General features: G+C 39.3%; 11 protein-coding genes and 1 riboswitch. Of the genes, 6 read left to right on the forward strand and 5 right to left on the reverse strand.

The genetic code is table 11. The annotated features are described in order from the left end of the window. Nucleotides 1–34: 34 nt before the first annotated feature. A complete protein-coding gene (locus G7B20_RS14395) occupies nt 35–1,264 on the forward strand; it encodes a DEAD/DEAH box helicase (protein WP_164112119.1) in 1,230 nt (409 codons plus the stop codon). Further along, nucleotides 1,264–2,076, forward strand: coding sequence for a 4-(cytidine 5'-diphospho)-2-C-methyl-D-erythritol kinase (gene ispE, locus G7B20_RS14400; protein WP_164112120.1), 813 nt, complete (start codon nt 1,264–1,266; stop codon nt 2,074–2,076). The genes G7B20_RS14395 and ispE overlap by 1 nt, the downstream gene beginning before the upstream one ends. 12 nt (nt 2,077–2,088) lie before the next feature. Here the strand turns inward: ispE and G7B20_RS14405 are convergent, their stop codons facing one another. Further along, on the reverse strand, nt 2,089–4,212 hold the full coding sequence (locus G7B20_RS14405) for a hybrid sensor histidine kinase/response regulator (RefSeq protein ID WP_164112121.1): 2,124 nt from the start codon (nt 4,210–4,212) through the stop codon (nt 2,089–2,091). Nucleotides 4,213–4,505: 293 nt separating this feature from the next. Further along, entirely contained in the window at nt 4,506–5,084 is a 579-nt protein-coding gene (locus G7B20_RS14410; RefSeq protein ID WP_164112122.1) for a PhnA domain-containing protein, read from the reverse strand. 175 nt (nt 5,085–5,259) lie between these two features. On the opposite strand from G7B20_RS14410, the gene G7B20_RS14415 reads away from it, so the two are divergent. Then, the gene (locus G7B20_RS14415; RefSeq protein WP_164112123.1) at nt 5,260–6,123 is read left to right on the forward strand and encodes a neutral zinc metallopeptidase; all 864 of its coding nucleotides are present in this window, start codon (nt 5,260–5,262) and stop codon (nt 6,121–6,123) included. Nucleotide 6,124: 1 nt separating this feature from the next. Here G7B20_RS14415 and G7B20_RS14420 read toward each other — a convergent pair whose 3' ends face one another. Then, the gene (locus tag G7B20_RS14420; RefSeq protein ID WP_164112124.1) at nt 6,125–7,105 is read right to left on the reverse strand and encodes an acyl transferase; all 981 of its coding nucleotides are present in this window, start codon (nt 7,103–7,105) and stop codon (nt 6,125–6,127) included. A gap of 78 nt (nt 7,106–7,183) precedes the next feature. Next, nucleotides 7,184–7,927: a 3-oxoacyl-[acyl-carrier-protein] reductase gene (gene fabG / locus G7B20_RS14425; protein ID WP_164112125.1), complete on the reverse strand. Its 744-nt coding sequence runs from the start codon at nt 7,925–7,927 to the stop codon at nt 7,184–7,186. A gap of 293 nt (nt 7,928–8,220) precedes the next feature. On the opposite strand from fabG, the gene G7B20_RS14430 reads away from it, so the two are divergent. From G7B20_RS14430 to G7B20_RS14440, 3 genes are all read left to right on the forward strand, one after another. Further along, a complete protein-coding gene (locus G7B20_RS14430; RefSeq protein ID WP_164112126.1) occupies nt 8,221–9,744 on the forward strand; it encodes a malate:quinone oxidoreductase in 1,524 nt (507 codons plus the stop codon). A 5-nt stretch (nt 9,745–9,749) separates the two neighbouring features. Further along, nucleotides 9,750–9,876, forward strand: a riboswitch (TPP riboswitch). A 41-nt stretch (nt 9,877–9,917) separates the two neighbouring features. Further along, a complete protein-coding gene (gene pnuC, locus G7B20_RS14435) occupies nt 9,918–10,517 on the forward strand; it encodes a nicotinamide riboside transporter PnuC (protein WP_164112127.1) in 600 nt (199 codons plus the stop codon). Between the two features lie 56 nt (nt 10,518–10,573). Further along, nucleotides 10,574–11,647, forward strand: coding sequence for an acyl-CoA dehydrogenase (locus G7B20_RS14440; RefSeq protein WP_164112128.1), 1,074 nt, complete (start codon nt 10,574–10,576; stop codon nt 11,645–11,647). Nucleotides 11,648–11,653: 6 nt separating this feature from the next. On the opposite strand, the gene G7B20_RS14445 is transcribed toward G7B20_RS14440, so the two are convergent. Then, a complete protein-coding gene (locus G7B20_RS14445; RefSeq protein WP_164112129.1) occupies nt 11,654–12,439 on the reverse strand; it encodes a hypothetical protein in 786 nt (261 codons plus the stop codon). Between the last annotated feature and the right edge of the window lie 9 nt (nt 12,440–12,448).

Genomic DNA, 12,448 nt, shown 5'->3' on the forward strand with positions numbered 1-12,448 from the left:
TCGAGTAATTTAACAATATAGATATTTCAATACATTGAGATTTGATGAATTTGGCTTCATTCCTACATTGGAAGAGGGGCTTGATACTATGGGGTTTGTAGAAGCTACACCCATTCAAGAACAGACCATACCGGTCATATTACGCGACGAAGATTTAATCGCCTGTGCTCAGACTGGAACGGGCAAAACCGCGGCTTACTTATTGCCTATTTTGCATAAAAATGGACAGGAGCCTCAAGAGCGTGTAGATACGATCGTACTGGTTCCTACGCGGGAATTAGCTTTGCAGATCGATCAACAGGTGATGGGTCTGGGATATTTTACGGGGACTACATCAATTTCTATATATGGTGGAGGTGATGGTATGGGCTACGAGCAACAAAAAAGAGCAATACGTGAAGGTGTTAATATTATCGTTGCTACACCAGGCCGGTTAATTAGTCATATGGCCTCTGGCAAATTTGATTTCAGCGGGTTGAAACATTTAGTGCTCGATGAAGCAGACACTATGTTAGATATGGGATTTTATGACGATATTGTACGTATTATCAGTTATTTACCTCAGAAACGACAAACGCTTTTATTTTCTGCTACAATGCCTCCTAAAATCAGAGGACTAGCTAAAAAGATATTGCACAACCCTATAGAGATAAATATTGCTATTTCGAAACCATCAGAAGGGATTGACCAGCACGCCTACCTGGTGTACGATGAGTATAAAATCGATCTGATCCGCTATATCCTCAAAGATCCTAAGTATTCCAGTGTGATTGTTTTCGCTTCTAAGAAGGAGATCGTGAAAACACTCACGAAAGAATTGATAAAAAGCGGAGTTGCGGCCGAAGGCTTTCACTCGGATCTTGAGCAGTCGGAACGTGAAGATATTATGAGTCGTTTTCGCGCCAAAAAGCTAAATGTACTGGTTGGTACAGATGTTATTTCTCGGGGTATAGATATCGTAGGTATTAGTTTGGTTGTCAATTATGATGTACCTCCGGATCCAGAAGACTACGTGCACCGTGTGGGACGTACCGCTCGCGCGGCAACTACCGGTACTGCTATTACCTTTATTAATGTGAAGGATCAAGGTAAATTTGCATTGATTGAAAAATTGGTCGAATACGAAATTGCCAAAGTGCCTTTGCCAGAAGGGTTTGCTGCAGGACCTGAGTATACCCCGAAATTGAAGAGCAATAACAGAAATAAGCGAAAACCATTTAATAGAAACAAAAAATTTAATCAACAAAAAAAGGCTTCGTCGTAATGATCTCATTTGCTAACGCCAAGATCAACTTGGGACTATTGGTTACCGAAAAAAGAGCAGACGGTTATCACAATATCGAAACGGTGTTTTTCCCTATTAAACTCTATGATGTGTTAGAGCTTACACCGTCTGAAAGCACAGTTTTTCAGTCGAGTGGATTGACTATCCCTGAGCAGGGAGACAATCTTTGTGAAAAAGCGTATCGTATATTGCAACAGGACTACGAACTGAAGCCAGTTCATATTCAGCTCTTAAAAAACATCCCAATAGGCGCCGGGTTAGGTGGTGGTTCATCGGATGCGGCGCAGGTTCTGAAAATGCTAAATGATTATAATGCGTTGGGGCTAACTACAGAACAGTTAGCACATTATGCCGAAAGATTGGGGGCAGATTGCCCTTTCTTTTTGGCGAACAAACCCGTGTATGCTTCTGGGATCGGAACTACATTTGAGCCCATAGAATTAGATCTTTCTAATCACTTTATTGCCGTAGTAAAGCCGGAAATACACATATCGACGGCAGAGGCCTATGGGCATGTCATACCACAATTGCCCAAAGTAGATTTAAGAAGAGCAATCCAGTTGCCGATGCAGGAGTGGAAGTTTCATCTGGTCAATGATTTTGAACTCGGCATATTTGAAAGGTACCCACAAGTAGCACTAATCAAGTATGAGTTGTACCAGAGGGGAGCTATTTACGCAGCTATGTCCGGCTCTGGATCAGCGGTGTATGGCATTTTTCCAGAACAGGTGAACCTTGATGAGCTGAGTGAGATGGGCAAAGTATACTACCCTGTAGATCTTTCGTGCTAGTAAGTCAATTCGTTATTGTATTATTCTCAGTAAGGTGGAGACTAAATTGGTTTCATTAATAGGCTTATTTATGATGCCGTCAAAATGATATTTTTGATTCGATTTAGCTTCTAAGAGCATATTCTCCGCTGTACAGGCCAAAACTTTTGTTGCGACCTTGGTATCATCAGATTTGACATGGTTTAGGATATCCCAACCATTGAGTCCCGGCATGAGTAGATCGGTGATAACAATATCTACTGAGTTGGATCTGATATAATTCCAAGCTTGGATGCTGTTATCAAATAAATGAACATTTTGGCTCGATTTGAACAGTTGCTGTACAAAGAAAAGCCCAATACGACTATCATCTATAAATACGATTTTAAGATCGGAAGGGAGATCGGAAATAGATAGAACTCGGCTCTCTTTCTCTTGAACCCGACTCTTTTCGATTGGTAATGTGAAAGTGAACTGCGTTCCTTTGCCAGCTTCGCTTGTAAAGGAAATTGAACCTTTTATCTGTTCACATAATAATTTGGATATATACAAACCTAATCCAAAACCTCCGGCTTTATTTTTATTATCCGCAACATAATATTTTCTAAATATTTGATCTTTTTTGCCGTCAGGAATGCCTACCCCGGTGTCTATGACCTGTATAACAACCTTTTGCTTATCGTTGCTTTTTTTTACACTGGTAATGATGCGAATGGTTCCCTTTTGGGTGTATTTTATGGCGTTAGATAACAAATTGGATAGCACCTGCTTGAAACGGAATGCATTGCTCCAGATAAGCAACGAAGGGTTGATATTATTTTCTAAGCGAAGTTCTAGATTTTTAACTTCGGCTTGATATTGATGTAGACTAACTGTGTCTCCCACTAGTTTGTGTGGCGAGAAGTAATCAAACTTGATTTCCAAGGCCCCCGACTCTAACTTACTAAGGCTTAAAATATCATTTATGGTCGTATTGATAACCGCAATATCGTTATCTACAGTCTGAATTATTTCTTTATCTATTGTTTTAGCGGTGTTATTATTTTTCAGAAGATTCACGATTCCCTGTAACGATACCAGGGGCGAACGTATCTCATGACTGATGTTTGCAAGTATATTAGTCTTCTCTTCTGCTATTTTTGAAGCATACTCTTTTTCCTTAAGTAACTTTCGTTCGTATGAAGCGACTTCATATTGATAATATATTAGAAAGAAAATCATCAATAACATAATAGATAATGAGATAATTAATTGGCTTCTAAAGTTTTCGGAATTTTCTTTGTATAATATGAAATCCTCTTCTTCTGCTTTTCGAATTTCGTCGAGTTCTATCTGTCTTAAATTCTCTATTCCGGCTTTTAAATTATTCAAGAGCGTGTAGTTCGAAAGTATAAGGTCTTTTTCTGCACTTTGAAGTTTTAGTAATATAGCACGTAGATCGCGAAGATTATTCCTATATATCCTCTCATTGGTTGAAATCAGGTGGTCGATGTTGCGTTGTACGAGGTCTACCTGATTTAAATTCAACACCTCATTGGTACTTTGATTGACTAGTGTGTCGTTTTTTGCTTTAAATATTCTGTTGAAAAGTCCTTCTTTTTTTCGTACAACAGTATCCTTCTCTTGCTTTATTTTTAACGTGTCTCGAAGGATTTGGCTAATGACGGAATCAGACTGCGTGATACGCGGCTTCTGCGAGATCCTTTTTTTTTGTGCTGTCAGTGCGAGCAAAGAGTCTTGGGCATAATATACGATATCATCTACCTGTTTTTTCAAGTAGGCGTATTGCAATGCTAGATTACTTTGTGTCACACCATTTGGGTCGACTTTGACGGGGTTGCTTTCCATAGGTAGGGCAGCCAAAGAGTCAACTACTATTTTAATTGTGTCCAGTTTACTACGGTAGCCTTGGAAATCATTCTCATCAAAATTTATTGTGTATAGGCGGAATAGATTGTCAGCTTCGGTAAATGTAGAAAACAATTTATACAGTGCAGGAGATTGTAGTTGTCCTGAAGAATATGCCGCATTTAATCTATTTTCAACCTTCTTGTATTGTAGATACTGATAGAAAAATATCGAACTTAATATTGCAAATGATAGAACAAGGCTGAATAATACTATTCTCCTTAAAGTTAAATTTGATTTATCTGGCACGAACCTAGTATTTTTTGCAGTATATTAATGTGTTGTGATTAAAACATTAATATACTGTGTGTTAATTCCTTTTTTTTGTTTGTGCAAATGTAAGAAAATTAACCAAAGAATTTAATGTTACTGATTGTATTTGTGCAAATATGAAATATTTTTTACATATAAAATGGATTTTGCAAACGAATTAAAGATGTCGTTTTTTTTAGAATTTAATGGTGAAGAAAGAAGATTTTTTTCTCCTAGACAGAAATGCGGCAATAATTCAATAAAAAAGGAACATCAGTTCCTTTTTTATTTTATCCTTTACGTAGGTATTTTGTTAGAATTACGATAGTTTGACCTTCAATTTTACCTTCAATTTGTTCCGTATTATCAGGTACTAATCGGATGTTTTTGACAACAGTTCCGAGTTTTGCATTTAAGGAAGAGCCCTTGACATCCAATGTTTTGATCAATACAACGGTATCACCTTCATACAGACGTGTGCCGTTGGAATCTTGGTGAAAATCGACTGTACCATCTTGTTCGTGGTCTCCCGTTTTTTTTGCCCATTCCAGATTTTTATCATCAAGATAAAGAATATCCAGATTATCAGCCGCCCAACCTTCGTTTCTTAATCTGCTAAGCATGCGCCAGGCAACAACCTGTACGGGTGCGTGTTCGGACCACATCGTGTCTGATAAAATTTTCCAGTGATGGGCGTCTAATTGTTCTCTTTTTTCTATTTGTGATTTACATAGTTCACAGATCCAGATACAGTTTTCTAAGCTTGCGTTTGAAGTAGGGGGGACCTCGTATTTAGAAAGGTCTGAATTGCTTGTACAAAGCTCACATTGGTTTCCGCTTCTTTCGGCTAATAAGTTCTCTAAAGTCATACTGCAAAGATACACAATTTTTCGCTTTTGTTTTTTTGTTAGATTGAACGGGAATAGTTAAAGCAAGACCAAGGAGGTCGGGGAATGACTTATCAAAAAGACAGATTTCATTGGTTTCTTTTGGCAGAGATTTTGTACTATTAACAAGAAATTATTGACTTAAATTAATAAAGCTATGAAATGGCAAGGCGGTAAACAAAGTGACAATTTTGAGGATAGAAGAGGTATGTCCTCAAGAGGTAAAGTGGCAATAGGTGGCATAGGAGGCGTTATCATTCTGTTAATCGGACTTTTTATGGGAGGTGATCCAGGCCAGCTATTGCAACAGATAGCGACGCAACAGGAGACCACAAGTGGTGAACCTCGAGAACTGAGTGTTGAAGAGCAAGAATTGACGGAATTTTCGAGGATAGTGCTGCAAAGTACGGAAGACGTTTGGGGGAAACTATTTAGAGAGCAAGCGAATAGTGAATACCTTCCAACCACTTTGAGGGTGTATGATAAAACGACAGATACTGACGGTTGTGGTGTGGGGCAGTCTGCTTACGGACCATTTTATTGTCCCACAGATCAGAGTATCTATATCGACCTGACATTTAATGACGAACTTCGAGAACGATTTGGTGCTAAAGGAGAATTTGCACTGGCTTACGTGATTGCACATGAAGTCGGGCACCATATACAGAATATTCTAGGTGTACTGCAAAAGACAAATGCCTTGCGCGCGAAGATAAGTGAGCAGGAGTACAATAAGATTTCTGTAATGACAGAACTACAAGCTGATTTTTATGCTGGTGTATGGGCGCACTATGTCAATGAAAACTCAGATGTTAAATTGACCTACGAAGATATTGTCGATGGAATGCGTGCAGCAGCAGCAGTAGGAGATGACCACATACAAAAACAAGCCCAAGGACATGCTAATCCAGAGTCGTTTACACACGGTACCTCTGAACAAAGAGCCTATTGGTTTAAGAAAGGTTATGACACCGGAGACCTAAAAGCCGGAGACACGTTTAATGCCCCTAGTTTGAAGTAGTTTATTGTACTAAAAGATTACAGCCGCGGATATCAGAATTGTCAAAACGACCTAAGATTTCAAAAGATTGATCGACGTGGATCTTTCCAAGATCTTGGGTAGCAACAAAAGAACAGGAGTAATAATTTGCCAGATCAATGACATTTATTGCGCCGGTTTTTTTGTTTTCCAAGAGACTTAAGGGGTCGTTGGTATCCCGGATTAGGATCTTCATCCAAGGGGGAGTATAAAATAAACCATCTCCATAAGAATAGCCTTGGGACAACAACTCGGTCATCCCATACTCTGAGTGTATAGCCTGAACACCAAATCCTTTTTTTAACAATTGATGCAATTCTTCCCGTACCATCTCTTTGCGCTTGCCTTTCATCCCGCCGGTCTCCATGACAATCAGTTCAGGAAAATTGATGCTGTAGTTATCTATAAAGTCGAGTAGGGCATAAGTCACACCTATAAGTATCGTTTTTTTGCCTTTATGCTGTAGATTTTCTAACGTATAGTACAGTTCTTGATGATTGTATAGAAAATAGCCGCTTTCCGGTTTTTCGGAGGACTGGATCAGGTCATCTACCATGTAGATTAACGAAGACCCGTCACGCTCTAAATAGGAGGGTAGTAGGGCCAGAATAGTCATATTTTGTATGTCACCATAGAAAAGTTTAAAGGTATTTCTGTAACTTTCAACGTACCATTTTAAGTCGGGTACATGGTGCTTACTGCTGGTCATCCCTGTAGTACCGGAGCTGATGAATGTTAGCTCTGGAGATAGGCCGTCTGCCAATACCGATTGTGTTTTGAAAAATTGTATTGGTAAGAAAGGGATCTGCCTGTATTCAGTTATACTGTGTGTATCAATTCTTAGTGCTTTTAGGTAGTCCCGGTAAACAGGTGTATGCTGTGCCTGATAACGAAAGATTTCTAAAGCGGCTCTGTTGAACTCTAACGCTGTCTGTATATTGAAAACCTGATCCCTATTTATCATAGGTACAAACTTAAAGCAAAAAAATGAAGTTTTTAAGAGTTTTCCTTGGTTCTAATCAAGGAAAACTCTTAAAAATAGCTATAACATACCACCATCTACAGGTAATACCTGTCCTGTGACATAAGACGATAAGTCGGATGCCAGAAAAAGACAAGCATTAGCAACATCTTCAGGTTCGCCCCCACGTTTTAATGGAATACCAGCTTCCCAACCCGCAACCACTTTTGGGTCTAAGATCTCTGTCATCTCTGTACGGATAAATCCCGGCGCTATTACATTTGCGCGGATGTTTCTAGAGCCAAGTTCTTTAGCAACAGACTTTGTAAATCCAATAATACCAGCTTTTGAAGCCGCATAATTTGCTTGTCCGGCATTACCCTGTACGCCAACTACCGAAGACATATTAATAAACGACCCTTTTCTATTCTTCATCATTACTTTAGAGGCCGCCTTCGTGATATTAAAGATAGACTTAAGGTTGATGTTTATAACATCGTCCCAGCTTTCTTCGGTCATACGCATTAACAAACCGTCTTTGGTAATCCCTGCGTTATTAACCACGATGTCCAACGTCCCAAATTCGCTCACGATATCATTGATCAGGTTTTCCGCCTCATCAAATTTAGAAGCGTCCGACCGGTACCCTTTTACTTTTGCTCCGAATGCCTGTAATTCATTTTCTAGTGCTAGACCCTTTTCTACAGAAGATAGGTAGGTAAATGCGACATTTGCGCCATGCTGTGCAAAAACTTCAGCAATCTTACGTCCTATTCCTTTTGATGCCCCTGTGACTAAAGCTACTTTTCCTTCAAGTAATTTCATATGTATATAATTATTTCATGAGCTTGGAAGCTCGGTTTATTTTTTCTGTCAAAAGGAATATCCGCAAATTATGATTATTCGAGATGCGTAACCAAATATTACACCGATATTTCATATACAAACTTTTCGTTTTTTACTGTTGAGGCACAAAAATAAGTAAATTTTAAGATAGTACTAAGTTTATTAAATGTTGACGATAATTTTTAATTTTTGAAACTATTCAATTTTGATGTGATAAAAGGTAATGGAAATGAGAGAATTTTGACAAATTCATTCGTGATAAACGAATACGAATGTTAATTTTGCAACAATTTAAACAAGTCATGGGCAAGAAAAAACAAAATACTGAAGTTGACGTCGTTCTGATCGGTGGTGGTATCATGAGTGCTACTCTTGGAACATTAATCAATGAGTTAAATCCAGATATCGATATTGAAATCATCGAGCGTTTGGATATTGTTGCAGCAGAGAGTTCGGATGCATGGAATAATGCTGGTACTGGTCACTCTGCCTTGTGTGAGTTGAATTATACGCCCGAGCAAGCAGATGGATCTGTAAAAGTAGACAAAGCAATAAAGATAGCAGAGCAGTTTGAGGTGTCCAAGCAGTTCTGGGCATATTTGGTAGAGAAAGGAATCGTTAAAAATCCGAGCCACTTTATCCGTAAAGTGCCTCATATGAGTGCTGTGTTTGGAGAGAACGATGTTCGTTTTTTAAAGACTCGATTTGAGACTATGGAAAAAGAAACGCTCTTTAAAGGCATGGAGTACACCGAAGACAAATCTGTGCTTAAAGAATGGATTCCATTGATGATGGAGGGACGTGCTGCCAATGAACCTATGGCTGCCACTAAGATGGATATCGGAACAGATGTAAACTTTGGTGCGCTAACTCGGGATTTGATTGCTTACTTGGATAAAAAGGAAAACATTAGGCTTGCTTTGCAGCAAGAGGTTAAAGACATTGAACGGGAAGATGATGGTCGTTGGGAGATTGAAGTTAAAGATCTCAAAACAGGTGAGAAGCGGGAGATCAAAGCTAAATTTGTATTTATTGGCGCCGGAGGACATTCCTTGTTGCTTTTAGAAAAATCTGGAATTCCAGAAGCAAAAGGATACGGCGGTTTTCCTGTCGGAGGACAATGGCTGCGTTGCAAAAATGAAGAGATAATAAAACAGCATCATGCTAAAGTATATGGTAAAGCGTCTGTAGGGGCTCCTCCAATGTCAGTACCGCATTTGGATACGCGTTATATTGATGGTAAACAGGCATTACTTTTTGGTCCTTATGCTGGATTTTCAACAAAGTTCCTAAAACAGGGCTCGTATTTTGATTTGCCGGCTTCTATAAAACTATCTAATATTAAGCCAATGTTGTCGGCTGGATTAGACAATCTTCCATTGACAAAATATCTGATTACGGAGGTCATGAAAAAGCCAAAGGATAAATTGGATGCTTTGAAACAATTTATGCCTACAGCCCGTATGGAAGACTGGGGGATAGAGAAGGCTGGACAACGTGTACAGGTGATTAAGAAAGACCCGAAACACGGTGGTATATTGGAATTCGGAACTGAAGTAGTCTCTAGTGCAGATGGTTCTATTGCAGCCTTGCTTGGTGCTTCGCCGGGTGCTTCTACTTCCGTAGAAATCATGATTCAACTATTAAAACGTTGCTTTCCGGAACGTGCAAAATCTGATGAATACAGAAAGAAGCTTCGAGAGATGATACCTTCTTGGGGACAGTCTCTTAACAACAATGCCGAATTGTGTGCAGAAATGCGTAAGCACACACATCGTGTATTGAAATTGGATTAGATAATAAAATAATTATGGGGTGCAGGTTCCGTATTCATGCGGAACCGAGCTGAGATTATACCCAATCCTGCGTTCAGTAGGAGGAACCTGATCCAGATAATGCTGGCGTAGGGATTAATTTTGCTCTTCTATCAAAGCATACCCATAAATAGTGTTCTTGATTACATTGTTTAATGGAAAATATTATCGAAAATATTAGTAGTGCATTTCAGCAAACTTCTTGGTTAGAACGATTCTCGGTACTTTGTGGTGTCGCGCAGGTATTGCTTTCTAAAAATAATAAAGTGTCTAATTATTTCTTCGGAATCATGGGCATTATATCGGGTATGTATGTACTGTTTGGAGTTAAATTGTATGCTGAGATTGCCTTAAATATGTATTACCTAGTTATGAGCATCTATGGATGGTGGTATTGGTCTAATAATAAGGATGCGCGAGAACAACCTATCACTAATTGCACAAAGAGAGATTGGAGTATTGTCGCGATAATTAGCGTGCTTGGATTTATTTTATTGTTTTTAGTGCTTGAGCATATTACAGACTCCGATGTTCCCGCTTGGGACGCCTGGGTATCTGCCACTGCTTGGGCCGGGATGTGGCTTTTGGCCAAACGAAAGGTAGAAAATTGGCTGCTACTTAACGTTAGTAACCTGTTTGCGATACCGTTGTTAATACATAAAGAGCTCTATCTTTTTGCAGCCCTTACTACTTTTTTATTTATTGTCGCTATCTTCGGCTATTTTAATTGGCGAAAGCTCATAAAGTTTTCGTAAACGAAGGGCTACTCGTAAGTGTAATAGAATCTGCTACGAATTTAATATTTAAAAAAATGATGATCTGTGAAAATGCTATACAGGTGATAAGAGATAATCAGTTGGCATCTATAGAAGCGAAGACTTTGGTAGACGGTCAACTCGGCTTGATCTACGAAAATAACTGGTTTAATATATGGGTGCCTACTTCCCTGGGTGGATTGGAACTGAATTTGCAAGATGGTTTGACATTATTGGAAGAACTAGCTTATTGGGATGGTGGTATGGCTTGGACGGTGACGCTATGTGCTGGAGCAAATATGTTTGCGGGGTACTTGAACAAAGGGCTGACCACAAAAATATTTGCAGATCCAAAGGTTTGTTTTGGTGGTTCGGGACGTGCTTCGGGAAGAGCTGTGTGGGACGGCGAGTACTTTACACTTACTGGGTTTTGGCGCTTTGCAACTGGTGCGCCTCATTTAAGCCATTTTACATTAAATAGCTTTGTTTTTGATGGTGAAGAGCCAAGACTGGATGATTTGGGAGAACAGGTTGTATTTTCATTCCTAGTACCGCGGGACAAAGTACTTTTACATTATGATTGGGATTCGTTCGGTTTGGTTTGCACCGCAAGCCATAGCTTCTCGTTGGACCATGTTGCTATAGAGCCGAATTATGCATTTCAGATCAAACCTGAGCATCGTACAGTAGATACAGCATTGTATCGGATTCCTTTTATGCCTTTTGCAGAGTTGACACTTCTTGTCAACTACTTAGGAATGTATAGAAGGTATCTGGATTTGGTCGAAAAGTACTTTTTCGAAAAATCTAAAGTAGAGAGTTGGCTATCAAAACATGGAAAAGAGTATTTTAGAAACATAGACACCCTTAGGCTTCAGCTTGAATCAGATAGAAATAAAATAAGTCTACTCGCTGATCTATTATGGCGCGGATCTAAGCAATCAACGATAACAACAACACTTTTAGAGGATATAGCTTGTTCATCTAGACAGATGGTAAAAGACATTCGGGAAGAAACGACACGTTTGTTCCCATTGTTGGGCATTAGTGCGGCACAAAACGGCACAGAGCTAAATACGATTTTTAGAAATATATTTACAGCGACACAGCATAGCCTTTTGAACATTTAACCGTCACTAGCAGTCAAACTGCATAATGCCTTCATAGGCTTGTGGACTACCAGATAATATGATGAGTAGACGCATCTCTTCATAATCCCTCGGGCTGGAAAAGATAAAGTCTAATTGTTTATCCCTGTCCAGGTCTCCAATAAATTTTAATTCGGTGGCCGTATCGTTATAAGATGTTTGGTTGATTAACGTACGAATGAGTTTGCCCTCGCGATACAATTTTAGGGTATAGTTGGTATTTGGGTTATTCCGTTCTTCATCTTTATAGAATCGGATACCTGAAGCCTGTAGCTGATACTTTTGATCTTGATACGTAAATTGGAATGGCTCTCCTGGTTCAATGATCGACTTTGTAAAAGCGATACTGTCTACAGTACCTTTTTGTATGGTAGGTATATTGAAGAATACTAAAACATCTTCTTTGGGTACAATCGTCTCCGTCGGAAGGCCTGAACAGGGTTCCTCATCTTCATTTTCGATGTGGTAAAGCGCAGAAGTTACTGCATAAGAACCGTCTTTTAAGTGTAATTCAAGCCAGTTCTTGTTGATAATCTTTGATACGGGATCTCCCCATACACGATAACGAACAGGCATTAATACATGCCCTTCGATAATCGAGTCTGAGGAGATCGGAATCTTGTGGGGCACTATAGATGTTGCAATACTATCACTTTGGACGATTATACCGACGCCAACCGAATCGTTTGTCCTCGTTTTTTGGGTCTCGCTCGCCTTTTGTTGACAGGCGGAAATAAGAACCATGAACAGAAAGCAATAGCCGTATTTTATCATATACCTATA

Source organism: Sphingobacterium sp. xlx-96 (genome assembly GCF_011007365.1).
GTDB lineage: Bacteria > Bacteroidota > Bacteroidia > Sphingobacteriales > Sphingobacteriaceae > Sphingobacterium > Sphingobacterium luzhongxinii.